This window comes from Streptomyces collinus, from assembly GCF_031348265.1.
GTDB lineage: Bacteria > Actinomycetota > Actinomycetes > Streptomycetales > Streptomycetaceae > Streptomyces > Streptomyces collinus.
The window spans coordinates 8,350,334-8,374,990 of record NZ_CP133771.1; the positions used below are offsets into that span (position 1 = coordinate 8,350,334).

24 protein-coding genes are annotated in these 24,657 nt (G+C 72.7%); 11 read left to right on the top strand and 13 right to left on the bottom strand.

All coding sequences use genetic code 11. From position 1 onward, the window contains the following. Positions 1-6 precede the first annotated feature (6 nt). A complete protein-coding gene (locus tag RFN52_RS37630) occupies positions 7-930 on the bottom strand; it encodes a carbohydrate ABC transporter permease (protein WP_184853391.1) in 924 nt (307 codons plus the stop codon). A gap of 18 nt (positions 931-948) precedes the next feature. Then, positions 949-1,914 carry a carbohydrate ABC transporter permease gene (locus RFN52_RS37635; RefSeq protein WP_184853392.1) on the bottom strand — a complete coding sequence of 322 codons (966 nt, stop codon included), beginning with the start codon at positions 1,912-1,914 and terminating at the stop codon, positions 949-951. Between the two features lie 171 nt (positions 1,915-2,085). On the opposite strand from RFN52_RS37635, the gene RFN52_RS37640 reads away from it, so the two are divergent. The 3 genes from RFN52_RS37640 (at position 2,086) to RFN52_RS37650 (ending at position 4,463) form a co-directional block, all read left to right on the top strand. After that, a complete protein-coding gene (locus RFN52_RS37640) occupies positions 2,086-3,246 on the top strand; it encodes an ROK family transcriptional regulator (RefSeq protein WP_184853393.1) in 1,161 nt (386 codons plus the stop codon). 151 nt (positions 3,247-3,397) lie between these two features. Next, on the top strand, positions 3,398-3,583 hold the full coding sequence (locus RFN52_RS37645) for a hypothetical protein (RefSeq protein WP_184853394.1): 186 nt from the start codon (positions 3,398-3,400) through the stop codon (positions 3,581-3,583). A 55-nt stretch (positions 3,584-3,638) separates the two neighbouring features. After that, positions 3,639-4,463 carry an EamA family transporter gene (locus RFN52_RS37650; protein WP_184853395.1) on the top strand — a complete coding sequence of 275 codons (825 nt, stop codon included), beginning with the start codon at positions 3,639-3,641 and terminating at the stop codon, positions 4,461-4,463. A 32-nt stretch (positions 4,464-4,495) separates the two neighbouring features. On the opposite strand, the gene RFN52_RS37655 is transcribed toward RFN52_RS37650, so the two are convergent. Together RFN52_RS37655 and RFN52_RS37660 are read right to left on the bottom strand one after the other, a co-directional pair. Continuing rightward, positions 4,496-5,842: a S1 family peptidase gene (locus RFN52_RS37655; RefSeq protein WP_184853396.1), complete on the bottom strand. Its 1,347-nt coding sequence runs from the start codon at positions 5,840-5,842 to the stop codon at positions 4,496-4,498. Positions 5,843-5,965: 123 nt separating this feature from the next. Next, positions 5,966-6,955, bottom strand: a complete 990-nt coding sequence (locus RFN52_RS37660; RefSeq protein WP_184853397.1) for a hypothetical protein — start codon at positions 6,953-6,955, stop codon at positions 5,966-5,968. Positions 6,956-6,979: 24 nt separating this feature from the next. On the opposite strand from RFN52_RS37660, the gene RFN52_RS37665 reads away from it, so the two are divergent. The 3 genes from RFN52_RS37665 to RFN52_RS37675 all read left to right on the top strand — a co-directional run bounded on the left by RFN52_RS37665 (position 6,980) and on the right by RFN52_RS37675 (position 9,977). Then, the gene (locus RFN52_RS37665) at positions 6,980-8,158 is read left to right on the top strand and encodes a MalY/PatB family protein (RefSeq protein WP_184853398.1); all 1,179 of its coding nucleotides are present in this window, start codon (positions 6,980-6,982) and stop codon (positions 8,156-8,158) included. Positions 8,159-8,188: 30 nt separating this feature from the next. Beyond that, positions 8,189-8,569 (top strand): PPOX class F420-dependent oxidoreductase, encoded by a 381-nt coding sequence (locus RFN52_RS37670; protein ID WP_184853399.1) that lies wholly within the window; start codon positions 8,189-8,191, stop codon positions 8,567-8,569. A 64-nt stretch (positions 8,570-8,633) separates the two neighbouring features. Then, complete coding sequence (locus tag RFN52_RS37675) at positions 8,634-9,977, top strand: Gfo/Idh/MocA family protein (protein WP_184853400.1); 1,344 nt, start codon at positions 8,634-8,636, stop codon at positions 9,975-9,977. A gap of 7 nt (positions 9,978-9,984) precedes the next feature. On the opposite strand, the gene RFN52_RS37680 is transcribed toward RFN52_RS37675, so the two are convergent. Together RFN52_RS37680 and RFN52_RS37685 are read right to left on the bottom strand one after the other, a co-directional pair. Further along, positions 9,985-10,395 (bottom strand): Zn-ribbon domain-containing OB-fold protein, encoded by a 411-nt coding sequence (locus tag RFN52_RS37680; protein ID WP_184853401.1) that lies wholly within the window; start codon positions 10,393-10,395, stop codon positions 9,985-9,987. 151 nt (positions 10,396-10,546) lie between these two features. Then, positions 10,547-11,215: a TetR family transcriptional regulator gene (locus tag RFN52_RS37685; protein ID WP_184854186.1), complete on the bottom strand. Its 669-nt coding sequence runs from the start codon at positions 11,213-11,215 to the stop codon at positions 10,547-10,549. 222 nt (positions 11,216-11,437) lie between these two features. Between RFN52_RS37685 and RFN52_RS37690 the strand changes: the two genes are divergently transcribed. Together RFN52_RS37690 and RFN52_RS37695 are read left to right on the top strand one after the other, a co-directional pair. Continuing rightward, entirely contained in the window at positions 11,438-12,151 is a 714-nt protein-coding gene (locus RFN52_RS37690) for a peptidoglycan-binding domain-containing protein (RefSeq protein ID WP_184853402.1), read from the top strand. A 9-nt stretch (positions 12,152-12,160) separates the two neighbouring features. Next, on the top strand, positions 12,161-12,649 hold the full coding sequence (locus tag RFN52_RS37695) for a flavin reductase family protein (RefSeq protein ID WP_184853403.1): 489 nt from the start codon (positions 12,161-12,163) through the stop codon (positions 12,647-12,649). Positions 12,650-12,894: 245 nt separating this feature from the next. Here RFN52_RS37695 and RFN52_RS37700 read toward each other — a convergent pair whose 3' ends face one another. From RFN52_RS37700 to RFN52_RS37715, 4 genes are all read right to left on the bottom strand, one after another. Then, a complete protein-coding gene (locus RFN52_RS37700) occupies positions 12,895-15,291 on the bottom strand; it encodes a SpoIIE family protein phosphatase (RefSeq protein WP_184853404.1) in 2,397 nt (798 codons plus the stop codon). A gap of 107 nt (positions 15,292-15,398) precedes the next feature. Further along, positions 15,399-15,965 carry an antibiotic biosynthesis monooxygenase gene (locus RFN52_RS37705; RefSeq protein ID WP_184853405.1) on the bottom strand — a complete coding sequence of 189 codons (567 nt, stop codon included), beginning with the start codon at positions 15,963-15,965 and terminating at the stop codon, positions 15,399-15,401. Positions 15,966-16,008: 43 nt separating this feature from the next. Next, positions 16,009-16,389 (bottom strand): hypothetical protein, encoded by a 381-nt coding sequence (locus RFN52_RS37710; RefSeq protein ID WP_184853406.1) that lies wholly within the window; start codon positions 16,387-16,389, stop codon positions 16,009-16,011. A gap of 272 nt (positions 16,390-16,661) precedes the next feature. Continuing rightward, positions 16,662-17,579 carry a MurR/RpiR family transcriptional regulator gene (locus RFN52_RS37715; protein WP_184563077.1) on the bottom strand — a complete coding sequence of 306 codons (918 nt, stop codon included), beginning with the start codon at positions 17,577-17,579 and terminating at the stop codon, positions 16,662-16,664. Between the two features lie 155 nt (positions 17,580-17,734). Between RFN52_RS37715 and RFN52_RS37720 the strand changes: the two genes are divergently transcribed. Both RFN52_RS37720 and RFN52_RS37725 read left to right on the top strand, forming a co-directional pair. Further along, positions 17,735-17,896: a hypothetical protein gene (locus RFN52_RS37720; protein ID WP_181361525.1), complete on the top strand. Its 162-nt coding sequence runs from the start codon at positions 17,735-17,737 to the stop codon at positions 17,894-17,896. 69 nt (positions 17,897-17,965) lie between these two features. Then, positions 17,966-18,367, top strand: a complete 402-nt coding sequence (locus tag RFN52_RS37725) for a DUF3662 domain-containing protein (protein ID WP_184853407.1) — start codon at positions 17,966-17,968, stop codon at positions 18,365-18,367. A gap of 51 nt (positions 18,368-18,418) precedes the next feature. On the opposite strand, the gene RFN52_RS37730 is transcribed toward RFN52_RS37725, so the two are convergent. From RFN52_RS37730 to RFN52_RS37740, 3 genes are all read right to left on the bottom strand, one after another. Further along, the gene (locus RFN52_RS37730; protein WP_374050197.1) at positions 18,419-20,083 is read right to left on the bottom strand and encodes a phospholipid carrier-dependent glycosyltransferase; all 1,665 of its coding nucleotides are present in this window, start codon (positions 20,081-20,083) and stop codon (positions 18,419-18,421) included. A gap of 36 nt (positions 20,084-20,119) precedes the next feature. Beyond that, positions 20,120-22,033: a phosphatase PAP2 family protein gene (locus RFN52_RS37735; RefSeq protein WP_184853409.1), complete on the bottom strand. Its 1,914-nt coding sequence runs from the start codon at positions 22,031-22,033 to the stop codon at positions 20,120-20,122. Between the two features lie 139 nt (positions 22,034-22,172). Further along, positions 22,173-23,072, bottom strand: a complete 900-nt coding sequence (locus RFN52_RS37740) for a BadF/BadG/BcrA/BcrD ATPase family protein (RefSeq protein WP_184853410.1) — start codon at positions 23,070-23,072, stop codon at positions 22,173-22,175. A 292-nt stretch (positions 23,073-23,364) separates the two neighbouring features. Here RFN52_RS37740 and RFN52_RS37745 point away from each other — a divergent pair, with 292 nt between their 5' ends. Next, positions 23,365-24,498 (top strand): ROK family protein, encoded by a 1,134-nt coding sequence (locus RFN52_RS37745; RefSeq protein ID WP_311241156.1) that lies wholly within the window; start codon positions 23,365-23,367, stop codon positions 24,496-24,498. Positions 24,499-24,657: the final 159 nt, after the last annotated feature.

The following is a 24,657-nucleotide window of genomic DNA, read 5'->3' on the forward strand; positions in this document are numbered from 1 at the left end:
TGCCCCTTACTTGATCCCGGTGAAGCCGATGGAGCTGACGATGCGGCGGGCGAAGCAGGCGAAGAGCACCAGCATCGGCAGCGCGGCGATCAGCGTCGCGGCCATGAGCCCGGACCAGTCGACGCCGGTCGCGGGGGTCTGCGCCCGGAAGACCGCCAGCGCCACGGTCAGCACCCGCGAGCTGTCGCTGTAGGAGACCATCAGCGGCCAGAAGTAGTCGTTCCAGGAGGTGATGTACGTCAGCACCCCCAGCGTGATGATCGGCGTGGACGCCATCGGCAGCACCACCCGGAAGAAGATCTTGATCTTTCCGGCGCCGTCGAGCAGTGCGGCCTCCTCGACCTCCTTGGGGATGTTCATGAAGAACTGCCGCAGGAAGAACACCGCGAACGGCGTCATGAACATGGTGGGCAGCGCGATGCCGAGGAGCGTGTCGATCAGGTGCAGCTGTTTGATGAGCACGAAGTTCGGCAGCAAGGTGAAGATGGCCGGCACCATCATCCCGGCCAGGAACAGCCCGAACACCTTGTCCCGGCCACGCCAGCGCAGCCGCGAGAAGGCGTACGCGGCCATCGCGGAGAAGAAGATCTGGCATCCGGTGATCAGGGTCGAGACCAGCACCGAGTTGAGCAGGTAGCGCCAGAAGTCCAGCCCGCCGCCCGCGCCGCCCTGCGCGACGGCCTCCTCGGCGGACTGCAGGCCCAGCGCCCGCTCGAAGCCGCTGGTGGTGAGGTCCACGGGCAGGGGGTTGGTGGGGTCGGCGCTCAGGCCCGCGTTGGTCGAGAGCGCGGTGCGCAGGATCCAGTAGAACGGCAGCAGGGTGATGAGGACGATCAGTCCCATCACGGTCCAGGCGGCGGCCCGCCCGAAGGGGAACCTGCGCCGGACCGGCCGCAGGGTCGTCGGTGTCGGTGTCGTCACGGCAGCCATGGCGGTGTCTCCCTTCCGTCAGCCGAGGTCGGTCCGGCCGGCCCGGGTGAGCCGGTACTGGAGGATGGTGATCGCGCTCAGCACGACCAGCAGGGCGACGGACATGGCCGAGGCGTAGCCGAACTGGAAGCGGCCGAAGGCCGAACTGTAGATGTAGTACTGCAGGACGTTGGTGGCGTTCGCCGGACCGCCCGCGGTGGTCACGGCGACGGTGTCGAACACCTGGAAGGACCCGATCACCGTCATGATCAGCACGACCGCCAGTACCGGACGCAGCAGTGGCATGGTGATCCGCCAGAACATCCGCCACTCGCTCGCGCCGTCCACGCGGGCCGCCTCGTACATGTCGTTGGGGATGGCCTGGAGGCCTGCGAACAGCAGCAGGGCGGTGTAGCCCACGTGCCGCCACACGTTGATGAGCGCGATGGTCGGGATCGCCCAGGTCTCGTCGGCGAGGAACGGGATGCGGTCCACCCCGAGGCCGCTGATGATCTCGTTGCCGATGCCGAGCTGGGTGTCGAGGATCCACAGCCAGACCAGACCGGCGACCACGTTCGACATCAGATACGGCGTCAGCACGATCCCGCGCAGCATCGCCGACTGCGTCAGCCGCTGGAGCAGGACGGCCATGGCCAGCGCCGCCACCGTCTGGACGCCGATGTTGATGGCGACATACTCGACGGTGACCCACAGGGAGTCCCAGAAGATGGGGTCGTTGACCATGCGGACGTAGTTGTCCAGGCCCACCCACTCCGCCGGCGTCAGCAGGTTGAAGCGGGTGAAGCTCAGGTAGATGCCCCGCAGGGTCGGCCAGAGCAGGAAGACCAGGAAACCGAGCAGGGCCGGCGCGATGAAGAGTGCGGCCAGCCTGCCGTCCCCCCGGTCCTCGCCGGACACCCCCTGTGGCGTCCCGGTCCTGCTGCTGGCCTCCGCCGCGCCGCCCGTGGGCAGACGTGAAGGAGGACTGCTGGAGGCGATGGTCATCGGGAGACTCCCTCGCTGCGGCGGCTCGTCCTCTGGCGGGACTTACTTTTGGTGCGAAACAATTGTCGCGTCAAGAGGTCGGCAAACATTGTTTCCCAGAAGCCGACATCGGCTTAGAGTGGTCATGTTGGTTTCGGTGTGAAAAAAATGGGTGAGGGGAGTCGGACCTTCATGACCGAAGGCACCGCCGGCTGGCTGCCGCTGAGCGCGGGGGAGCGCTCCGTGGCGATCGAAGTGCTCGTCCACGGCCCGCTCTCGCGCACGGAACTCGCCCGCAGACTGGGTCTGTCGGCCGGCAGTCTCACCCGGCTGACCAAGCCGCTGATCGAGTCGGGCCTGCTCGTCGAGGTGCCTGAAGCCGATGCGCCCGGGGAGTCGCGCCAGGGCCGCCCCTCCCAGCCGCTGGAGGTCGTCGCCGACTCGGGCTTCTTCCTCGGCTTCAAGATCACCGAGGACATGGTCTACGGCGTCGTCACCAGCCTGCGCAGCCACATCGTCGCCCGGTACGACCGCCCGCTCACCACCCACGACCCCGGCGAAGTGGCCGACGTACTGGCCGAGATGACCGCCGAACTGGCCACCGGCCACCCCCGCCTCGCCGGGATCGGCATCGGGGTCGGCGGGTTCGTCCAGGACCGTGCCGTGGTCGGCGAATCCCCCTTCCTGCTGTGGCGGGACGTCCCCCTGGCCGACCTGGTCGAGCAGCGCACCGGGCTGCCGGTGGTCGTCGAGAACGACGTCGCCGCCCTGGTCGAGGCCGAGACCTGGTTCGGAGCCGGACGCGGCCTGGAGCGCTTCGTCGTCCTCACCATCGGCGCCGGCCTCGGCTACGGGCTCGTGCTGGGCGGCAGGCGGGTGCCCTTCGCGGAGGAGGACCGCGGCTTCGGCCGGCACTGGATCGTCGACTCCAACGGGCCGCTCACCCCGGACGGCAGGCGCGGCAGCGCCGTCTCACTGCTGACCATCCCCAGCATCCGCTACCAGATCCGGGCCGCTACCGGCGGCGACCACACCTACGACGAGATCCTCGCCCTGGCCGCCGCCGGGGACCCGATGCCCGCCCGGGTCGTCGACGAGGCCGCGCGTGCCCTGGGGACGCTCGTCGCGCAGATCTCCAACTTCGTGATGCCGCAGAAGATCCTGCTCGCGGGGGAGGGGGTCGGGCTGATGGACGTGGCCGGGAAGACGGTCGAGGAGACGATCCGTGAGCACCGTCACCCGCTGGCCGCCCCGGTCGGTCTGGAGACGAAGGTGTCCGACTTCCACGACTGGGCCCGCGGCGCGGCCGTGTTGGCCATCAAGGTGCTGGTGCTGGGGTCGGCCGAAGCGTGAACGACGGTGAACTTCCCGGTGCCGAAAGGTACTCACAGGCGGCTGATGTGAACAGCCTCACGTTTACCGGGAGATGGACGTGATCAGCAACACTGTCCGAAATGCCCGATTGGCTCCTGATTACTCACATCGCCTTCACGTCCGGCGACGTATGCTTCACAGCATGTCCACCACCGTTGAAACATCATCCGAGCGATCGGCTGACGAGGTCAACGAGGAGATCCGTGCGCTGTGGCGCCGGTCGGGCGGGACACTGAGCGTCGAGCAGCGCGAGGAGTACCAGCGGCTCGTCCTGGAGTGGGCCGCCGCGGCCCCGCAGCCGGCCCCCGCGGCCTGACCCTCGCCCCCGTCACCCGGGCATCGGACCCTCGTCGAGGGGCACCCCTGATCCGATGGGTGCCCTTCTCGCACTTTCCTCGGCCGTCGTCTACGGCATCGTGGACTTCGCCGGCGGTCTGCTGTCCCGGCGCGTGCATCACACGGCCGTCACCTTCCTCGGCCAGCTGGGCGGGCTACTGCTCGCCTGCGCCGCCGCGCTCCTCCTGCCCGCCGACGCCGTCCACCTCGCCGACCTGCTCTGGGGAGCGCTGTCCGGCGTCGGGAGCGGCACGGCCATGTGGTTCCTCAACCGCGGGCTGAGCAGGGGGGACATGAGTGTCGTGGTGCCGGTGAGCGCCGTCACCGGTGTCGCGCTGTCGGTGCTGTGCGGGGTGCTCGTCCTCGGCGACCGCCCGGGCGCCGTCGCCTGGCTGGGCATCGCCGTCACGGTCCCCTCGCTGTGGTTCGTCGCCGGTGGCAGGGCCGGTGCCGGGAAGGGGACAGCGGACGGACTGGTCGCCAGTCTGGGCGTCGCCGTGCAGTACCTCGCCCTCGGACAGGCCGGGCCCGGAAGCGGGCTGTGGCCCGTCGCCGCGGGCCGGGTCGCCGCGGTCCTCGTGCTCCTGCCGGACGCCGCGCGGCACGCCCGCCGGCTGAAGCTGCCGCCGGTCCGCTGCGTCCGAGCCGTCCTCATCGGGGCCGGTGCGGCCCTCGGCCTCGTGCTGTATCTGCTCGCCGCCCAGCGGCAGTTGCTGGCTGTCGCCGTGGTGCTGGCCTCCCTGTACCCGGCCCTCCCCGTGGTGCTGGGCCTCGCCCTGCTGCGCGAGCGGATCAGCCGCCGTCAGGCGGTGGGGCTGCTGGGGGCGGGGATCGCGACCGTACTGCTCACCCTGGGCTGACGGGCCCGTCCCGCGACCGCCGGCCACCCGCGTCATCCCCAAGTGGCCGAGTAGTACTGCCGGTACGCCTTGCGGTCCTGCTCCGCACGGATCCACCGGGTGGCCACCAGGGCCACGAGGCTGCCCCCGATGACGAGCATGCCGGGGCCCACATTGCGCGGGTCGGTGAGGCGGCTGAGCAGCGTCGACACGTCCGTGCCCGTGATCGGCGCCGACGAACCGGGCGAGGCCGCTCCGGGCGAGGCCGACGGCGCGGGTGCGGCGCCCGTGCCACCGGACGACTTGGCCACGATGAGCTTGACGCCGAGCTCGGTCAGCGCCTTCGTCACCGGCTGGAAGAACGTCGTGCCGCCCGCCTTGCAGTCGCCGCTGCCGCCCGAGGTCAGGCCGATCGCGATGCCGTCGGCGAACATCGGGCCTCCGCTGTCACCGGGTTCGGCGCACACGTTCGTCTCGATGAGGCCGGTGACCGTGCCCTCGGGGTAGTTGACCGTCGCGTTGAGCGCCGTCACCTCTCCCTGGCGCAGTCCGCTGGTGCTGCCGCTGCGGAAGATCTTCTGCCCGACCTCCGCGTCGGCCACGCCCGTGATCCGCACGCCCTTGCCGTCACCGACCGCCACCACGTCCGCGCCCTTGCCCGCACGGCCACCGTCGTATTTCACCAGGGAGTAGTCGTCGCCGGGGAAGCTCCCCCGGAGCGACGTGCCGACCTGCTGCCGGCCCCGGTCGTCGGCGAACCAGACGGAACCGTCGGGCCCGCAGTGCCCCGCCGTGAGGATGAAGTCGCTCTTCCCGTCGGTCACGTTGAACCCCGCCGAACAGCGCCCGGCGGTCGACAGGATGGGCTGCGCGCCGTTGATCCGCGTGGTGAACGTGCCCTCGGTGCGCTCCATCCGCACGAAGGAGCCGATGCCCTCGGCGACCTCGGTCATCCGGGACCAGGCGGAGGCGGAGACGGTGCTGTCACCCCGCACCACCACCTGGTTGCTCTTGTAGTCCAGAGCCCACGAGGTTCCGGCCACCCGGGGGGCCGAACGCAACGTCGAAGCAGCGGACTTGAGGTCGCTCATGCTGTGACGGACCATCTTGGCCTGCGCGCCGGCGCGCTTCACCTCGGCGGCCGCCTTCTCGTCCGTCACGGCGACGACCGGCCGCCCGGCGGAGTCGATCCAGCTGCCCGCCGTGCGCGCGTTCCCGAGCCGGGACACGAGGTCGGTGCCCTCGCCCGTCGCCGGCGGCGCGGTGAACGGGACGCCGATGACCGGGGCCGGCGGCTCGCTCGCCACGGCGTTGGTGACCATCGCTCCTCCGAGGAGGAGTCCGCCGACGGCCGCCAGCCGTGTCACTCGCCGGACGACCCGTCGTCGTGCGTGCCTCATGCATGGCTCCCGAACCAGAACATCACGATGCGAACACCGCAGGGCCCTCCTTGAGTTGAGTGCCCTTCATTCATTACGGGGCGGAGCCGTGCCGTGTTCAGCGCACCGGTGATCTCTTCGGTGTCAGCCGGTGACCGGGGCCGCGAGCAGGGCCCCGCTGCGCGCGTCGCCCCACACCGAATCCGGGTCGACGTAGGGCCGCAGCAGGGCGGTGAGCACCGGGTCCCCGCGGCCGTTCAGCTCGTCGGAGGCGATCTTGCGGGCGATCCCGGCGAGGAAATCCGCCACCTGCACCCGCGCGTCGTCACGGGCCACGACGAGCCGCAGCCCCGCCAGGCCGATCCCGGCCCGCCGGGCCGTGCCCGCGATCCAGGCGATGCGCTCCGGCGTCAGCATGTTCTGCCGGTCGTGCACGAGGTGGACCGGCCGCCCGCTCCCGCTCCAGAGCGCGGCCGTCCGCACGATCGCCGGGAGCAGCGGGTTGAGCAGCGGGATCAGGGGCGGTCCGGCCAGGAACCCGTCCCGGTACGCCACCGCGCGGGGCCGGGTCCTGGCGAGCCGCTCCAGGATCCGTGCCGCGTCCGTCCCCGGATGCGTCCGGCGCAGGGTGTCGACGGTGCCGTAGAAGGCGTCGACCGGGTCCCCGTCGTGGCGGACCCGCAGCAACTGGTTGGCCGCCTCCAGGAACGCCCGCCAGCCGTCCTCCCCGAGGACCGGCCGCCCCGCACGGAACAGGAGGGCCGCCTCGGCCGCGTCGTCCAGCAGCAGGCCGAGGGTCCGGTCCACCACGAGGTACGTCTTCTCCATGAGGTGCACCCGCGCCTGCCCGTCGATCGGGCCCTCCGGCGCGAGCAGCCACTCCAGTACCGCGCGGTGCTTCTCCCGCAGCAGGTGGTTCGCCTTGTACTCCTCGGCGGGCGACCGGATACGGTCCCGGATCTCCCCCACCACCGCCGCAGCCGACGCCATGGACAGCGAGACGCCGGCGTGCGCGAACACGTCCGTGTTGCCGCCGGTGAGGTTCTCACCGTCCGACCCCGACTCGTCGCAGGCGATCTCCAGCAACGCGCCCACCGCCCCGCCCTGCCGCCCGTCCGCAAGATTCCCGCTCACCGCACAGCCCCCTATCGTGTGCCCATGACCAGGATCCCGCACGAGACGTCCGGTGAACCGAATCCGCTGCAAGCCCTCACCCTCGACCGGCTCCGGCAGCGCACCAGCATGAAGTGGCGCACCTACCCGGAGGACGTGCTGCCGCTGTGGGTGGCCGAGATGGACGTACTGCTCGCCGAGCCCGTCGTGCGCGCCGTCACCGACGCGCTCCACCTCGGCGACACGGGCTACCCGGCCGGCACCGCCTACGCGGAGGCGCTGGCCGCCTTCGCCGGGAAGCGGTGGGGCTGGGAAGGGCTCGCCGTGGAGCGCACCGCGATCGTGCCCGACGTCATGCTGGGTGTCGTCGAGATGCTCAAACTGGTCACCGGACCCGGTGACACGGTGATCGTGAACCCGCCCGTGTACCCGCCGTTCTACCTGTTCGTGGAGCACATGGACCGGCGGGTGGCGCAGGCCCCGCTCGGGGCGGACGGGCGCATCGACTTGGGAGTCCTGGAGTCGTCGTTCCGGCAGGCCGTCGCGGGCGGGCGGCGAGCCGCCCATCTGCTGTGCAACCCCCACAACCCGACCGGCACCGTGCACACGGAAGAGGAACTGTCCGCCGTCGCCCGCCTCGCCGAGCGGTACGGAGTGCGCGTCGTCGCCGACGAGATCCACGCCCCGCTCGTGCTCGACGGCGCCGGCTTCGTGCCGTATCTGAGCGTGCCGGGCGCCGAGCGCGGCCTGTCCCTGATGTCGGCCTCCAAGGGCTGGAACCTGCCCGGGCTCAAGGCCGCCCTCGCGGTCGCCGGGCCCGGGGCAGCCGCCGACCTGGACCGCATGCCGGAGGAGGTGGGACACGGCCCCAGCCACGTGGCCGTCATCGCCCACACCGCCGCCCTGCGCGACGGCGTCACCTGGCTGGACGCCCTGCTGACCGGCCTCGACGGCAACCGGCGGCTGCTCGCCGACCTGCTCGCCGAGCACCTGCCCGCGGTCCGCTACCGCCCGGGCGACGCCACTTACCTGGCCTGGCTCGACTGCCGCGCCCTCGGGCTCGGCGACGACCCGGCCGACGTCTTCCTGCACCGCGGCCGCGTCGCCCTCAGCTCCGGCCTTCCCTTCGGCACCGGCGGCACCGGCCACGTCCGCCTCAACCTGGCGGCCTCACAGGAGGTGCTCACGGAGGCCGTGCGCAGGATGGCGGCGGCGCTGCACTGAACCCGGGGGCACGCTCGTAGACTTCCCGCCATGGACGACAGGACGCTGGACGAACTCGGCGCGGGCAAGTACCTGCTGGTCACCAGCTACCGCAGGAACGGCACGCCGGTCGCCACCCCGGTCTGGGTGGTACGCGACGGGGACGGGCTCGGCGTGTGGACGGCCGCCGACTCCTGGAAGGTGAAGCGGATCCGCAACCGCGCCGATGTGCTGGTCGGCCCCTGCGACCTGCGCGGCAACCCCACCGGCGACCAGGTGCCCGCGACGGCGGAGATCTGCGACGCGGCCGCCACCGCCCGCTACCGGCAGCTGATCGGCCGCAAGTACGGCCTGACGGGCCGGCTGACCCTGCTCGGCAGCCGGCTGCGCCGGGGCGTGGACGGCACGGTGGGCATCCGCATCACCCTCTGAGGCCCGGCAAGCGCTTTCGGCCGCAGGGGAGTGGGGACCCCGTCCACGGGAAAGGGCACCTGCCATGAGCCGAACTCCCGTCCTGCGCGCAGCCGTCGTCGGCACCGGCCACCGGGCCCAGCTGTTCACCCGTGGCCTGGCCGAACGCCCCGGCCATGTCGTGGCCGCGCTGTGCGATCCCAGCCCCACCCGGATGGCCTTCCACAACCGGCTGCTGGCCGAGAGGGGCGCACCGGCCGCCACCGCGTGGGAGCCCGACCGGTTCACCGACCTGCTCGCCGAGGAGGGCATCGACGAGGTCGTCGTCACCACCGTCGACGCCGAGCACGACCGCTACATCGTCCCCGCGCTGAAGGCGGGCTGCCGGGTCGTCACCGAGAAGCCGATGACCGTCGACGCCGGGCGCTGCTCCCGCATCCTCGACACCGTCCGCGAGACCGGCAACTCCCTGACGGTCGCCTTCAACTACCGCTTCAACCCCGTGCATGAGAAGGTCCGCGCCCTGCTCGCCGGCGGCGCGATCGGCGAGGTGCTGTCGGTCCACTTCGAGTGGCTGCTCGACGTACGGCACGGCGCCGACTACTTCCGCCGCTGGCACCGCGAGAAGCGGCACAGCGGCGGCCTGATGGTGCACAAGTCCTCGCACCACTTCGACCTGGTGAACTGGTGGCTCGCCGACGAGCCCCGGGAGGCCTTCGGCTACGGGCGGCTCGGCTTCTACGGCCGCGAGGCGGGGGAGCGGCACGGACTGCGCCGGGACTACGACCGCGCCCACGGCGCCGAGCCGGCCGCCGACGACCCCTTCGCCCTGGACCTCGCCGCCGACGCCACCCTGCGCGCCCTCTATCTGGACGCCGAACGCGACGACGGCTATCTGCGCGACCGCAACGTCTTCGACGGGCCGGTGACCATCGAGGACGACATGTCCGTCCTGGTGCGCTACGCGCGCGGCGCGACGATGACGTACCACCTGACCGCCTACTCCCCCTGGGAGGGCTACCGGGTGATGTTCAACGGCAGCGCGGGCCGGCTGGAGCTGGAGGTGGAGGTGGAGGAGAGCCCCTGGCAGCCGCCGTTGAGCCGGATCACCTCGGCGGTGGGCGCGGTGCACGGCGACACGGCGGCCGAGCACGCGGGCGGCGCCCGTCTCACCCTGCGCCCGCTGTGGCAGCCCCCCGAGGACGTGCCGCTCGCGGTCGCCCACGAGGCTCACGGCGGCGGTGATCCACGCATGCTCGACGCGCTCTTCGGACCCGTCGGCCCCGCTGCCCCGGCGGACACCGGTGCCGCGGCCCATCCCACGGCGACCGAACGCGACGGGGCGCTCGCCCTCGCGGTGGGACTCGCGGCGAACCGGAGCTTCGAGACGGGACGGCCGGTGCGCACCGACGAGCTGATCGCGGGCTGAGGGCGCGTCAGCTCCAGGCCCGGTACGGCTCGTCCAGGAGCTGGAAGACCGGCTCGCCCCGTACCGGGTCCTTGGCCGTGGACAGCCGCACCCGGTCCCCGCTGTGGATGCCGATCGGCGGGCCCATCACCCGGCCGCGCACCACGAACCCCTCGGACATCTCTATCTGCGACACGTTGCGCGCCGCGGGGGTGTTGCGGTGCACCACCGTGGAGTGGCGGACGGTGCCCGTGCCCTCGGCGCGCTCCGTGCGCAGGTCGCTGCCCCGGCAGACCGGACACAGCAGCCGGTGGTACATGGCGGTGCCGCACCAGGTGCAGCGCTGGAAGAGGATGGCCTCTTGGTTACGGCCCCTCGGGTCGAGCAGACCCGTCGCGGAGCCGGCTGCCTGCTGAGCGACGCTTCCTGAGTGGTACACGCTGGTCAACTCCCTGCACTCGGCCGGAATCCGCGCACGCGATCACCCGCGCACACGTGTGCGCGGTTCGCCGTGCCACCGTGCACGCAGCACAGAGTATGGCACTCAGTGCCACTCGTAAAGGCACTCCGTACCCTCAATGTGAAGGAGGTCAGCCCCGCCCCAGCGTCGCCTCGATCTCCTGCACCACCCGCCACAGCGGCGCCCCGCGCCGCGCCACGACGACCACCACGTCCTCCGGCTGCTCCGCCACCGGCGGCACCGGCACGGCCCCGAACACCGACTGCACGTAATCCAGCGCGTGGTCGACCGCGGAGCTCGCCTCGCCCCGCCCGTCCGAACGCAGCCAGGACCGCAGCGCGTTGTTGTGCGCCGCCACCACCGCCGCCGCGATCACGTCGGCCTGCAGGGTGCCCTCCCGGCGGGCGGCGAAGCGCCGGCGCAGGTACTCGGCGAGGGCCCGCTCGTAGCGCCACACCACGGACAGTTCATAGGCGCGCAGCCCCGGCACCTGCCTGGTGAGACGGTAGCGCTGCACCGAGAACGTCGGGTTCTCGGCGTACATGCGCAGTACCAGCCGCGCCGCGTCGCAGACCCGCCCCACGGGTTCGTCGTCGTCGGAGCCGCCCGCCAGGAAGGCCGTCATGTCGGCCAGGCACCGCTCGTGGTCCGGGAAGACCACGTCCTCCTTGGAAGGGAAGTACCGGAAGAACGAGCGCCGCCCGACACCGGCGAGCGCCACGATGTCGTCGACGGTGGTCTGCTCGTACCCCCGCTCCAGGAACAGCCGGAAGGCCGCCCCAACCAGGGCGTCCCGCATGGGCGGCTTTCCGGCACCGGTCTCGTCCTTCTCGGAGCTCATGGGCGCGAACGTAGCACCCCGGAAGATCAGGTGTGGCACTCAGTGCACGCGGTGGGAGGTACTGAGTGCCCCGCCGGCCGGGCCCGGCCGGTCGCTGAACCCCGGACGCGCAGGCCGCGTATCTAGCGGCAGGACGATCCTCGAAGACGGGCGCCCCCGGCCCGGACGAAGGAGTACAGCGTGTCGACACCGTCCGAGCCCCGGCCGCAGCACGACGGCCCGGCCCTCGAACCCATCCGCGTCCTGCGGCCCCGCCGCACCGACGCCCTCGCGGAGCTGATGCGGGAGTTCCAGCAGGACGCCGGCCGGGAGCCCGCCGGCCGCGAGCCCGCCGGCTACGAGTCCGTCCCGCTGCCGGGGAAACCGCCGGCCGGCTCCGAGGCCCTGACGCAGGAACTCCCGCCCGTCGCCCGCGAGAGCCGCCGGCGCGCCGACGCCGCGCCCCCGGGAGCCGGGCTGCGGCGCGCCGCCGTCGCGGTGGCCGTCCTCGCGGCGGCCGTGATCGGCTTCGGCGGCGCGCTCCTGCTCCGCGGTGAGCACCCGGACGACACCGCCGCTCCCGCCCCCGGCCCGCCCCGGTCCGCCGCCTCCACCCCCGACCCCGCACCCGCCGTGCCCACCCCGCCGGCCACGGCACCCGTGGAGGACCCGGACGGTGCCGGCACGCTGCGCGAGGGAGCCACCGGCCCCGAGGTGACCGACCTCCAGCAACGCCTCCTGCGCATCCCGGACGTCTACCGGGACGGCTCCACCAGTGGCCGCTACGACCCCACCCTCACCGCGGCGGTCGCCCGCTTCCAGCTCTGGTACGGCATCCGCGGCGACGAGACCGGCGTGTACGGCAACGACACCCGCGCCGCACTGGAGTCCCGCACACCGGCGGGGGCGAGCTGATGTGTGACCATGGCCGGCATGGACGAGTTCGTCGACCGGCTGAACCCCGAGATGTACGTGGTCACCGCCGCCGCGGGCGGTGAACGGGCGGGATGCCTGGTCGGGTTCGCCTCGCAGTGCTCGCTGCGGCCGGTGCGGTTCGTGGTGTGGCTGTCCGAGCTCAACCACACCTTCCGGGTGGCCCGGAACGCGGACCTCCTCGCCGTGCACCTGCTCGGCCGCGAACAGTACGGCCTCGCCGAGCTGTTCGGCGGGCACAGCGGTGACCGGACGGACAAGTTCCAGGACGTCCGGCTGCGGGAGGCCTACGGCGGCGCCCTCGTCCTGGAGGACGCGCCCGCCTGGTTCGTCGGCCGGATCCTGACCCGTGTGGGCGGCGGCGACCACATCGGCTTCGTCCTCGACCCGGTCGAATGGGGCGGACACGAGGCGCACGACGGCCCGTTGCTGCGGCTTTCCGACGCCGTCACCATCGACCCGGGCCACCCGGTCGACTGACGTCGCTCCCCTCTTATCGAACGCCGGGCAAGGGCTGGGGAAAGCGGGGCGACGGCGGGGCCACCCGGCGTCATCCTGGGCCGGGGCGACGCACGAGGCGCCCGAACCACCGCGAACCGAAGGCCACGCCCATGAACGGCTCCCGCATCCCCGGCCTGGTGCTGCCCACCCTGTTCCTGCTGGCCCTGCTCGTGGGCCTGTGGTGGTACTGGCGTCACCGCGGCGACTCGTGAGGTGCGGTGACCCTACCCGTCCTGACTCCCGGGAACCCGGACGTCCACCACGCACACGTCGTCCCGCCGCTCGTCCGGCAGCATCCGCGCCAGCAACGGCCCCAGCGACGCGGGCCCGTCACCATGCGGAGCCGCCACCGCCTCGGCGAGCTGCTCCAGACCCCGGTCGATGCTGTCCGGGGGGTGCTCCACCAGACCGTCGGTGTACAGGATGAGCCGGTCGCCCGGGTCGAGACGGCACTCCGCCTCCTGGTAGACCGGCGTGGCGGTCGCCCCGAGCAGCATGCCGCGTGGCCTGCGCAGGTACCGCGCCTCGCCGTCCCGCAGCAGCAGTGGCGGAGGATGCCCCGCCTGGGCCCAGACCAGGCGCCGGCGGCGCGGCTCATAGCGGGCCAGCACCATCGTGGCGGTCGCGTGGGAGTCGCGGGAGTGCAGCAGCAGGGTGTTCAGCCGGGCGAGCGCGCCGGTCAGCGACGAGCCCGTGATGACCATGCCCTTCGCGGTGAACCGGAGCTGGGCCATCGTGGCCACGGCGTCGACGCCGTGCCCGGCGACATCGCCGACCACCAGCAGCGCGTCCCCGTCGGGCAGTTCGATGGCACTGAACCAGTCACCGCCGACGTGCACACCCGACTGGGCCGGAAGGTAGGCGACCTCGATGCGCAGCCCGGCCAGGTGCACGGGCCGGTTGGACATCGGCAGCAGCGCGTGCTGGAGCCGGGAGGCCAGATTCCGCTCGGCCTGGATGACGTCGTGCTGGGTCAGGATCGCCCGCTCGCTCTCGACCAGGGCCAGCTCCGCCCGCCGCCGGGCCGTCATGTCCTGCACGAAGCCGTGCACCTCGACGGGCGTTCCGTGCCGGTCGGCCACCGCCTCGGCCACCAGCCGCAGATGCCGGATGCCGCCGCTCGTCCGGATCCGGAACGGTACGTCGAACGGCCGCCCGCCGTGGACGAGTTCACCGATGGCACGCGTCAGCGCGGGCGTGTCCTCGGGCAGCGCGAGCTCCGGCACCTCGGGCAGGCGCACCGGGCCGTGCGCCGGGTCCCGGCCGACGAGGGAGAACACCTGGGTCGACCAGGAGGCCTCCTGGGTGGCCAGGTTCCAGTTCGCCCAGCCGAGATTGCCCAGCCGCTGAAGGTCCGCCAGCCGCTGCTCCTGGCGGTCGGAGGAGCCGTGCCTGATCCAGGAGACGACGAGGGCGTCGCCCAGCGGGGCCACCCGCGCCGTGTACACGGACAGTTCGGCGACGCCCGCCACGACCCCCTCGTGCGCGAACGGCTCGCCCTCGTAGGCCTTCCCGGTGGCCAGCACCTGCAGACAGCCCTGCCACAGCGGCTCGGCCGCCAGGGCCGGCCGCAGTTCCAGCAGCCGCCGCCCGGCCGGTTCCTCACCGGTCCTGCCCAGCAGATCACCCACCTGCGCGGTCGCGGCCTCCACCCGGAAGTCCTCGGTCTCGCCCGTCGCGGCCCGCAGCGGCGTGAGCAGCATCGCCGCGACCGGCAGCGCCTCGAACAGCGCCTGCACCGCGTCCGTGGCGGCGTCGGCGTCGCGCTCGGGCGGGGTGTCGAAGGCGCGCAGCCGGCCGGCGCACAGCCTGGTGACGCCCCGCAGGTGGGCGCGGTCGCGCGAGGTGAACACCCCCGGCCGGCCGCGCAGCACGCCGATGCAGACCTCGGCCGGGCCCGCGGCGGCCACGGGCAGCCAGGCCCGCGAGCGCCACCGGTCGGGAGGGTCGCCGATGAGCAGGTACTGCCGCTCGTCCGCGGCGAAGTCCTCCAGCCAGCGCGGCTCACCCGCCCGCAGTGCGTCCAACGCCGCCATGCCGCTCAGCGGCGGCACCTGGCACCACTGGGCGGCCAGCCGGTCGTCGATGCCGGCGTGCCCGACCAGGCCGAGCCCGCCGTCGGGCCTGCGTGCGTAGATCAGGACCGCGTCGGCTCCCATGTCGGGGCCGAGATGCTCCAGGAGACACCGGGCGAGGTCGTGCGGTGTCATCACCCGAACGAGCACCTGGCCGAGTCGGGCGAGGGCGGCGTTGACGTCGTCCGGCGCGTCCGACTGCTCCAGGGCCGCTGCCCCGGAGTCGTGTGCCTCGACGCCGGGGGACTCGCTCGCCCTGCCCGGGGCGGGCGGGGCGGGCACGAGGGTGCCCAGGGTGATCCAGCACTCCTCCAGCAGGGTGTGACGGGCGGCCTTGGCCCGCTGGAGCAGCAGTTCGCCCGCGGCGTCCGCGGGGCAACCGGTCAGTGCCATGACCGCGCCCTTGGCCCGTTCCACGACAGCAGCCGTGGCCGCCTGGTCGCGCAGCCGGTCCAGCTCGGCGCGCTGCCGGGCGACGATCTTGGCCAGTTCGACCAGGTCCGGTGCGGCACCGGACTGCGCCGGCGTCACGGGCTCGCTCGTCACGCGTTGAGCATGGCACACCCGGCCCGATTCGAAGACCGGCTCGTACGCACGGACTGCTCGCCCGGCCCTGGCGCTCCATCCATCACGTGGGCCTCGCCGGTCAGCGGTCAGCGGCCGTCGCGCGGATAGAGCCACAACCGCAGGAGCCGGCTCAGCCGCGGCATCACCAGATACGTCAGCACGGGCAGCAGGACCAGCGGGAAGACGGCCGCCCGCAGCGGCAGTGGCCAGCCGGCGGTGTGGGGTGTCACCAGCCACTGGACGAGCAGGGTGAAGGGGTAGGCGCCGAGGAAGGTCGTGAAGACCATCTTCCACCGGGGCGGGGCCTGCACCGTGGTGCCCGGGAGGCTGAACCAGGTCTCCATCCCGGTCGTCGACTGGCGCTCGCTGCTGACCTCGGTGGCGATGTCCTCGATCCGCCGGTGCCAGTGCGCGCGCTCCTCGGACTCCAGCCAGGCGGCGAGCCGGTGCTGATCGGACCAGCGCAGTACCGCGTGGTAGCGGTGGCCGTCCTCGGGCGTCAGCCAGGAGACGCCCTCGTTGCCGGGGAACTGTCTGGCGCAGCGGGTGATGCCGTGCGTCCACTCCTCGAACCGCTGCTCCCGGCCGGGGCGCACCTGCCAGGTCAGGACCGTGGTCACCGGCTCGCCGCGCCGGGCTGTGGTGGTGCTCATTCACCCACGGGTGCCACGCCCGGCGCCGGTCATGCCCGGCGGCTCACTGCTGGCGGTTCGCCTCCACCAGGGCCTGGGTCACCGCCCGGACGCTGCGCGCGATGTGCTGGAGCTGCATGACCTCGGCCGCGTACAGCTTGATCGTGTGCTCGATGACCCCCTCGTGCAGGCCGAGTCCGGGAAGGTCGGCGCGGGCGGTCTGCAGCGCGGTGCGGGCGACCCGGATCTCGTTCTGGACCTGGATCTGGGCGTGCCGGGCCAGGAGGACGGGGTGGCGGATGAACACGGGGTATCCGGCGTAGCGCGTGGGCACCAGCTCGCGCAGCCACTTGGCCGCCGAACGCTCCCAGTCGTAGCTCCCGGGGGTCTTGACCTGGCAGGGCCAGTCCGGGCTGATGCGCGTGGTGGTCAGGTGCATGATCATCGCTTCCGGGTGTGCGGCGTCGTGAGGGTGGACGACGGGTCGGGGCGGCCCCGGCCTAGGGGATGGCCGGGGCCGCCACGAACACCCGGGACGCCGGAGTGGGTAGGACCCGGCTCCACGGGTGCGGAACGGATCCGGAACTGCCGGGTCGCGATCCGTGAGCAGTATTTATATATGCCATCCGGTTTGCAAGGAGCATGAAAACATTCATGCGCGCTTTGTTGTGGATGGTCCCCATGTGTGGACCGCCGACGGGGTCCGCCGCCCGTCGCTCAGTCCCTGAGGAAGAACTGGTGCTGGTCGGCGAGCTGCTCGTACTCCTCCAGCCGCGCCTGCGTCCGCTCCGGATCCGCGTCCGTCATCGCCTGCAGCAGCGCCGAGCACATCACGCCCGGCGCCGCGTAGGAGTCGAAGACCAGCCGAGACCCGGTCCCGAGGGCGAAGACGACGTCGGCCTCGTCCGCCAGCGGCCCGAGCGCCAGGTCGGTGATCAGCGCGACCTTGAGCCCGGCGCCCCGCGCGACCCGCACGGCCGTCAGGGTCTCCTGGGCGTGCCGGGGCAGGGAGAACGCAAGCACCCACGTACCTCCCGCCTCACGCGACTGCAGCAGCGCGTCGTAGGCGACGCTGCCGCCCCGCGTCACGAGCCGGACGTCCGGATGGATCCGGCGGGCGGCGTAGGCGAAGTACTCGGCGAGGGAGACGGAGATGCGCAGCCCCAGGACGGTCAGGGGAGTGGACGAGGAGAGCTTGCGGCCGACGTCGATGACCACGCCCGGGTCGGCCAGGTCGCGCCGCAGGTTCTCCAGGTTCTCGATCTCGGCGTCGACCGCCGCCTGCAGTTCGTTGCCCCGCATCTCCTCGGCCGGGCCGACGGCGAGGGTGCCCAGCGCGATCGACTGGAGCTTTTCCCGCAGCGCCGGGTAACCGCTGAAGCCGACCGCCGAGGCGAACCGCGTCACCGAGGGCTGGCTGACACCGGCCCGGTCCGCCAGATCCGTGATCGAAAGGAACGCCGCCTCGGTGATGTGCTCGATCAGGTACTGCGCGATGCGCCGCTGTCCCGGGGACAGCCGGGGCCGGTCGAAAAGCGCCCTGAGCTGGGCGGACGGGGAGACCTCCGCTTCGGGGGCGGCCTTCCCCGAGGTGATCGCGGATGCCTGTGCGCGTGCCTGCTGCGGCGATGGCACCGGTGCGCCTCCTTCGTCTCCCACGGACGTTCAACATAGCTCACGCACATGGTGACCAGGGCTTCTACGGACAGCATGAGCTGCCCGGCCGGGGGTTACCCGGACGCCGGGCGGGAACCCGCCGCCGCACACGACCCCCGAGAGGAGCCGCCGACATGACCGTCCCCGAGGAGAACCGTCCCAAGACGGAGACCACGGACGAACTGCTGGAACACCAGGACGACCACCGCTCCCGGCCGCCCGGCGCGACCGGCCGCACGATGCGCGAGGCCCTGGAAGAGGCCGAGGTGCGCCCCGACGACTACGACGACCGCTAGGCGGTGTCCTTCCAGGACACCCGCGGCACCCCGATCGAAATCGACGACGCTTCCGGCAGGTGAGACGGCATGGGCGCGCTGAGTGCGCTGGAACAGACACTGGAGAACCGTTGGGACGCGCTGTGGGCGCGGCTCCTCGACAAGGAACCCGTCGAGGTCCTCGACGCCCTGCGGCGCGCATGCGACGACAACGCCGTCGTGTGCCGTGAGGGCCGCGTCATGGTCCCCAACGCCTACGACGTGGAACTCCCCGACGACGTGCACGACCATCTGACCCGCACCGGCACCGATGTGGGCCAGGCCCTCACCGACAGCCTGTGCCGCCACGCGGAACGCCGCGGCTACGAGTTCGCCGGCCCGCTGGCGGTCCATGTGGCGAGGTGCCCCGACGTGCCCAACGGCCGTTACCGGGTGGCCGGCCGGGTCATGGAGCACGTGAGCGCGGACGGGTTCTTCTACGCGACCCACTGATACGCGACCCACTGACACGCGACCCCCGGTGACGTGCGCGCGCACCCGCACTCAACGGCGGTACAGAGTGATCGAGTGCCCGACGTCGTCCACGGGGCGGCTGTCGCCGATCAGTTCGGCCAGCCGCCCCGTGGCCTTCGCGGCCGCCGAGTCCGACACGGCCAGCAGTCCCCGCACCTCACGGACCGGCACCCGCCGGGGATCGAGGGCCTCGATGCCGTAGAAGGACGGCACACCGCTGCCCTTGTACACGAGCCACACCCGCTCGCCGGGATACCGTTCGCGGAGCCGGTCCGCGAGCCGCCCGAGGTCCTGCCCCCAGTCCACGTTCGAGTCGTGCAGCCACTCCCGGGTCCTGCCCGGCCCCCCGAACGCCTCGTTGGAGTACGGCAGATAGTAGGGATACGCCCGCAGCGAACTGACGGCGGCGAACGCCACCAGCACGCTCAGCCCCACGCAGACCCACCGCCGCCGCACCACGAGCACGCACCCCGCCGCCACCGCGAGGAACAGCGGCAGGAACACGGCGTACCGCGTCCCGAAATCCCGCGCTCCCTGCATGGCCGCCGCCAGCAGCACCAGGGGAACGGCCAGCACACAGGGCGCGGCAGGCCGCAGCCGCCGGACCGTGACGAGGGCCACGGCACCCGCGGCCCACAGCGCGAGCATCCCCAGCGGCGTCTTCACCAGCAGCGCGGCCGGCAGGTAGTACCAGAGCGAGCCGTCGTACAGCCGCCCGAACAGAAACCCCTGCCACGGCCGGTTCTCCAGCCCGAACTGCACCCGCATCCCGTCCCGGTAGGCCTCCGGGAACGGCATCAGCTCCACCAGCAGTCCCCGCAGCCCGCGCACCACCGGCACATGCTGCTCCGGAACCCAGCGCAGCCGCGGATCGACCATCAGATACGTCACCCACACGACGGCGACCGCGGCCAGGGCCACCCCACCGGCCGCCGCGACGGCCCGGCGCCGGCTGCCGCCCGACGACCGCCACACGGACACCGCGGTCAGTGCCGTCAGCACCGGCACAGCGGGCAGCGTGCTCATCTTCGTGGCCAGCGCGGCGCCCAGGGCCATTCCGGCGAGCGGCACGTACCGCCGTGGTCTCCGGCGGGCCCGCCACACCAGCCAAGCCGAGGTCAGCAGGAACCCGGCGGCCGGTACGTCGAGCGTGGCGAGCGAGCCGTGGGCGATGACGTCGGGAGAGAAGCAGTACAGCGCGAGGGCGGTCAACCCCGCGACAGGACCGGCCAGTTCACGGGCGAAGGCGAACACCACCAGCCCGAACGACAGGGTCAGCGCGATCACCGGCAGGCGGGCCAGGAGCATCAGCCGCCAGGGATCGTTGCCCGACGCGTACAGCAGATGCCGTCCCGAGCGCCCCTGGTCCCCGGCGAAGGCCGGGTCGATGTGAGGATCCGCGAGGGCCACCCCCACGCCGATGACCAGTTTGCCGAGCGGCGGATGCTCGGGGTTGTGCCGCAGCCGGTGCTCGCGCACGTACTGGGCGGCCGCTCCCACGTACACCGGTTCGTCGATCGTCGGGGTCTGCCGCACGGCGGTCGTGACCATCGCGAAGGCCATCTGCGCGAGCAGCACGGCCACGAGGAGCGGCACCGGCCACCGTCTGCCGGGCCGGTGCGCGCCGTCCGCCGGTGCCGGGGGCGGGAGCGGCACCGGCCGGGGAACGGCGGGAGCGATCCGGAGGGCCCTCATGGACCAACTCTGCATCAGCCCCCGCCGTAGAAAGCGCTACCTCCGCACGAGTCGCACCGACAGACCGTCAGCCGTGTGGACGGGCACGGCCAGCAGCGTCTCGGAGTCCAGCTCGACCCGGTCGAACCGGCCGCGCAGCTGCGCGGCGGACAGGACGGGAAGGGTCGTGCCCGCGACCGGCGGCCGCTCGGGGTCGAGCCGCAGCGACAGCACGCTGCCCCGGCCGAGCAGGACCCGCCGGCTCACCGTGACGGCGGGGCCGTGGTTCCTGCGGAGCAGCAGCTCCAGCGTCGACTCGCCGTCCTGGACGTACGAGCCGCGCACCCGCAGCACCTTGTCCGCGCGCAGCGTGCCGCCGGTGACCCGGACGTCGCCCTCGCCCAGAGCGTTCGGCGACCCGGCGACCAGCACGCCGTCCTCGACGACGGTCCCGCCGTGATAGCGGTTGTGGCCCGTCAGGGTGAGCGTGCCCGAGCCGCGCTTGGCCAGACCGCCGTCGCCCTCGATGTCGTTGCGCCAGCTGTCGGCCGCGTGGAAGCCGCCCGCCGCCGCGTCCAGCGTCACGGTGACGTCCTGGTCGAACGCGCCGTAACCGTCCGCCGCGGCGAACAGGTTCAGCCGGCCCCACTGCTCGAAGCCGTCCAGCAGGACGTAGCCGGAGGGCAGCGCGGTCGTCCGCAGCACCTCACGCCGCTGGGCCGCGGTCAGGTACGGAAGCCGCGTCTCCAGCAGAACCTCCGCGCCCTTCGGCACGGTGAGCGGGTCCTTGCGGCCCCGGCGCGGCAGGACGTACGTCAACCGGTGCCCGACCGAGCGGGCGTTGGCGTCGCGGTCGGCGTAGGCGTCCCCGGCGCCCGGGTGGGCGTAGTCGTACAGCGTGTCCGCCGTGGTGCCGGTGCGCTGCGTGAAGTAGGAGAGGGCCTGGGCGCGGGCCGCCGCCTTGAGCTCCGCGTTCGCCGGGTCGGCCAGCGCGGCGGCGGTCAGGGCGGTGGCCATGATCCGGCCGCCGATGACGTCGACGGTGGAGTGCATGCCCGACATGATCCGGGTGTGGCTGAGCTCGAACGCCCGCGTCACCAGTTCCTGGAACCGCTCGGGCACCGCGTAGGCGAAGGCCAGACCGGCCAGGTGGAAGGCGTTGGTGTGACCGCTGGGGAAGCCGCCGTCGTCGACGGGGGACGTGCTGCGCTGACGCAGCAGCTGCCTGACGACGACCACGTCCGATTCGTACACCGGGTAGCCGAGTTCGTCCGTGCGGCCGGTGTCGACGACCTCGCTGTCCTCGTTCATGCGCCACGGACGCGGGTACTGGAAGGCGTACTTGCCGGGGTTCCCCGAGGCGAACGGGCCGCGCACGGTGTCGACCAGCTTGGCCACCAGGCCGAGGTCGGAGGCGTACGAACCGGCGCCCAGGGCGGAGCCGGCGGGCGCGTCGGCCGGCACGGAGTCGCTGATCGTCGTCGGGGGAGTCGTGTCCGGGGCGCTGGTGATCGACGTGACCGCCTTGGCGCCCGCCTTGTACAGGCCGGACAGCGGGCCCAGCCCGGCGATCATCGCGTAGCTCTGGTGCTGACGGTCGTAGACGAACGCCTCTCGCGCCTGCGCCTCGGTGCGCGCGCCGGTGACCGCGGCGCAGTAGCGCATGTTGGCGCGCAGCACCTCGGGGCGCAGCGGTGTGCCGGTGTTCCAGGCGGCGCCGGTCTTCCACACCTCGGCCATGCCGCCGAGGATCCGCACCACCGCGTTGGTCTCGGGCGTGAGGTTCGCCAGGACGTTGGTCTTGTAGTCGTCGACGAACGCGGCGGGAGCCGTGGCGGCCTTGGCGTCCGCGGCGCCCAGCCATCCGACGAGGGTCGGCGCGGCGACCAGCGCGGCCGAGCCGCCCAGGGAGGTCCTGAGGAAACCCCTCCGGTTCAGGGTGGGGGAGTGGTGCCGGGCGGATGACGGCATGGGTGTGCCTCTCTTCAGTTCTGCGGCCGTGCGGCCGGGTGAAGTCGTGCGATCCTGCCTGATTCGATGGGCGGGCGGTGTCCCGTCGACAAGGGTTCGGCGGCCGGGACGTGGCCCGCGGGTGAACGCGCGGCCCGGCTCACCGGAGCGACCGCGCCAGCGCCACCGCGCCCTCGACCGGTGGTACGCGAAGGGGTCTGGCGCGGGCCGTGGGCAGCGTCTCGGCCAGGGCGACGCTGAACGCGTCGAACAGCCCGGGCTGGGACAGCACCGTGCCGCCCGCCACGACCACGTCGTCGACCGCCACCCCGCGGTCGGCGAGCCGGGTGACCAGCGCGGCAAGCGCCCAGCCCGCCTCGTCGATCACGGTCCGGGCGAGCGCGGAGCCGTCGGCGGCCGCCGCGAAGACGACGGGAGCGTGCCGGCCCCACTCGGCGGAGACGTCCGTGGCGCTCTCCAGAGCCGCGCCGAGCGCGGGGACTTCGGGTACGTCGAGCGCGGCGATGAGCCCGAGCGCGAGCGCGTCGGGCCGCTCCCCGCGGTCGTGGGCCGCCCACACGGCCCGGGCCGCCTCCCGGACGAGTCCGGCGGCGCCGCCCTCGTCGCCGAGGACCGCGCCCCAGCCGCCCACCTGGACGGGGGTGCCGTCGGGCAGCCGCCCCACGGCCACCGAGCCGGTGCCGGCGACCAGGCCGACACCCTTGTCCAGACCGGCCGCGGGGACGAGGAGCTGGGCGTCGCCCACCACCAGCGCGGGCGCGTCGAAGTGCAGCTGGAGAGCGGCGCGGATCTGCGCGCACTGGCGAGGGGTCTCGCAGGCATGCCCGCCGACGGCCACGGCTGACGGGCGGGCACCTGCCGGAAGCGCCTCGGCGACCAGCGCGGCCAGCCACCCGGCGGCCGCCACGGGGTCGTGCGGCCGCCAGCCGCCGCTCGCACGGACGTGGTCGGCCACGAGGGCGTCGCCCGCGAGCGCGCGGAGATGCGTCTTGGTGCCGCCCACGTCGATACCGACCACGAGGGTCGCGATGTCCTGCACGGAACCTCTTTCGTCGTTGCGCAGTGCTGCGACGGCGGGCGAACCGTGCCTGAAGGACGGGCAGTTGAAGGACTAGGGAAGCCCCGGGACGGGCTTCTGGCGGAGCACGGCAGGCGAGTACCGTGAACTTCGTTAGGAAGTTAACTAACGAAGTACAGTGCGTCAAGAGGAATCCCTTCGCCGCGTCCCGTGGAGACGACCCGAGACCATCCGAGACGACCCGAGACGATCCTGGACGATCGACCCGGGAGCGCGGCCCATCACCCGTGTGGGGGAACTGTTGGAACCTGACGTGGCAAGAGCCCCCCGCCTGACCGAGAGCGCGGGCGCGGTGTTCGCCGTACTGGCCGGGGCCGGCCGGGCGACCCGGCCGCAGCTCGCGAGTCTGGCGGGCCTGTCGAAGCCGACGGTGTCCGCCGCCGTCGCGGAACTGGAGGGCGTCCGGCTCGCCGCACACTCCGGCACGGCCTCCAGCGGTACGGGGCGCAACGCCGCGGTCTACCGTCTCGGGCCGGCCGCGGGGGCCGTGCTCGCCGTCGACCTCGGCCCCGCCCTCACCCGGGTCCGCGGCTGCGCCCTGGACGGCACGCTGCTCGCCGAGGCCACCGGCTCCCGGGCGGGCGCCGCCGACGTCGTGCGCGAGGCACTCGACGCGCTGCCCGCCGACGCCCCGCTGCGGACCATCGTCGTCGCCGTCGGTGACGTCACCGCGCCGCGCAAGGAGGGCGCCGGTATGCGTCCGGCGACCGCCAAGGCCGGCCCCGTCTTCGACGCCGTGGCCGTCGCGCTGCCGCCCGGCGTCCCCGTCCACCTGGAGAACAACGTCAACTGCGCCGCTCTCGCCGAGCTGCACGAAGGTGCCGCCCGGGGCCGGAACACCTTCGGCTACCTGCGCATCGGCGTCGGTATAGGCCTCGGCATCGTCGTCGGTGGCCAGGTGCTGAGCGGAGCGAACGGCGCCGCCGGTGAGCTGGCCCGGCTGCCCTACCCGTGGGACGACGGCCGCGAACCCCGCCACGAGGCCCTGGAGGAGTACATCGGCGCCCGCTCCCTGTTGCGGCGCGCGGCCGAGGCCTGGCCGGACACCGACGGGCCGTGCCCCGGTACCGCCGAGCAGCTCTTCACTCTCGCCGCACAGGGCCGTGCCGCCGCCCGCGCCGTGGTCGACCGCCATGCCGTGGACGTGGGCCGGCTGGCCGCCGCCGTGACCGCGGTGCTGGACCCGGGGCTGGTCGTGCTGGGGGGCAGCACCGGCGCGTACCCGCAGCTCCTGCAGGGTGTGCGGGCCGAGCTCGCCCGGCTGAGCTGGCCCACCGAAGTCGTCAGCAGCACGGTCGGCGATCTCGGCACCGTCGTGGGCGCCGCCCGGCTGGCGGTCTCCCGAGGAGTCCAAACCGTGACCGAGTCCGCGGGGGCGAAGGATTGACGGCCTCCGACTCGATCTGCCAATGTCCGGACAAGCGCTTTCTAAGTCGGCCGGGACGCCGACTCCGGGTGAGCCTCCCGCCCGTACGCGAAGTACGGCAGCCGCACGAGGGCGAGCTTGTGCGACGCCGGCCGTCATGGCCGGGGACACCACCCGTCA

What these genes read in the sequence shown, in the direction of transcription:
- RFN52_RS37710 (WP_184853406.1), bottom strand. Translation starts at nt 16,389, where the DNA reads ATGATCATGCACCTGACCACCACGCGCATCAGCCCGGACTGGCCCTGC.
- RFN52_RS37645 (WP_184853394.1), top strand. Translation starts at nt 3,398, where the DNA reads ATGCTTCACAGCATGTCCACCACCGTTGAAACATCATCCGAGCGATCG.
- RFN52_RS37705 (WP_184853405.1), bottom strand. Translation starts at nt 15,965, where the DNA reads ATGAGCACCACCACAGCCCGGCGCGGCGAGCCGGTGACCACGGTCCTG.
- RFN52_RS37650 (WP_184853395.1), top strand. Translation starts at nt 3,639, where the DNA reads ATGGGTGCCCTTCTCGCACTTTCCTCGGCCGTCGTCTACGGCATCGTG.
- RFN52_RS37640 (WP_184853393.1), top strand. Translation starts at nt 2,086, where the DNA reads ATGACCGAAGGCACCGCCGGCTGGCTGCCGCTGAGCGCGGGGGAGCGC.
- RFN52_RS37695 (WP_184853403.1), top strand. Translation starts at nt 12,161, where the DNA reads ATGGCCGGCATGGACGAGTTCGTCGACCGGCTGAACCCCGAGATGTAC.
- RFN52_RS37665 (WP_184853398.1), top strand. Translation starts at nt 6,980, where the DNA reads ATGACCAGGATCCCGCACGAGACGTCCGGTGAACCGAATCCGCTGCAA.
- RFN52_RS37670 (WP_184853399.1), top strand. Translation starts at nt 8,189, where the DNA reads ATGGACGACAGGACGCTGGACGAACTCGGCGCGGGCAAGTACCTGCTG.
- RFN52_RS37635 (WP_184853392.1), bottom strand. Translation starts at nt 1,914, where the DNA reads ATGACCATCGCCTCCAGCAGTCCTCCTTCACGTCTGCCCACGGGCGGC.
- RFN52_RS37735 (WP_184853409.1), bottom strand. Translation starts at nt 22,033, where the DNA reads ATGCCGTCATCCGCCCGGCACCACTCCCCCACCCTGAACCGGAGGGGT.
- RFN52_RS37655 (WP_184853396.1), bottom strand. Translation starts at nt 5,842, where the DNA reads ATGAGGCACGCACGACGACGGGTCGTCCGGCGAGTGACACGGCTGGCG.
- RFN52_RS37725 (WP_184853407.1), top strand. Translation starts at nt 17,966, where the DNA reads ATGGGCGCGCTGAGTGCGCTGGAACAGACACTGGAGAACCGTTGGGAC.
- RFN52_RS37675 (WP_184853400.1), top strand. Translation starts at nt 8,634, where the DNA reads ATGAGCCGAACTCCCGTCCTGCGCGCAGCCGTCGTCGGCACCGGCCAC.
- RFN52_RS37720 (WP_181361525.1), top strand. Translation starts at nt 17,735, where the DNA reads ATGACCGTCCCCGAGGAGAACCGTCCCAAGACGGAGACCACGGACGAA.
- RFN52_RS37630 (WP_184853391.1), bottom strand. Translation starts at nt 930, where the DNA reads ATGGCTGCCGTGACGACACCGACACCGACGACCCTGCGGCCGGTCCGG.
- RFN52_RS37685 (WP_184854186.1), bottom strand. Translation starts at nt 11,215, where the DNA reads ATGCGGGACGCCCTGGTTGGGGCGGCCTTCCGGCTGTTCCTGGAGCGG.
- RFN52_RS37730 (WP_374050197.1), bottom strand. Translation starts at nt 20,083, where the DNA reads ATGAGGGCCCTCCGGATCGCTCCCGCCGTTCCCCGGCCGGTGCCGCTC.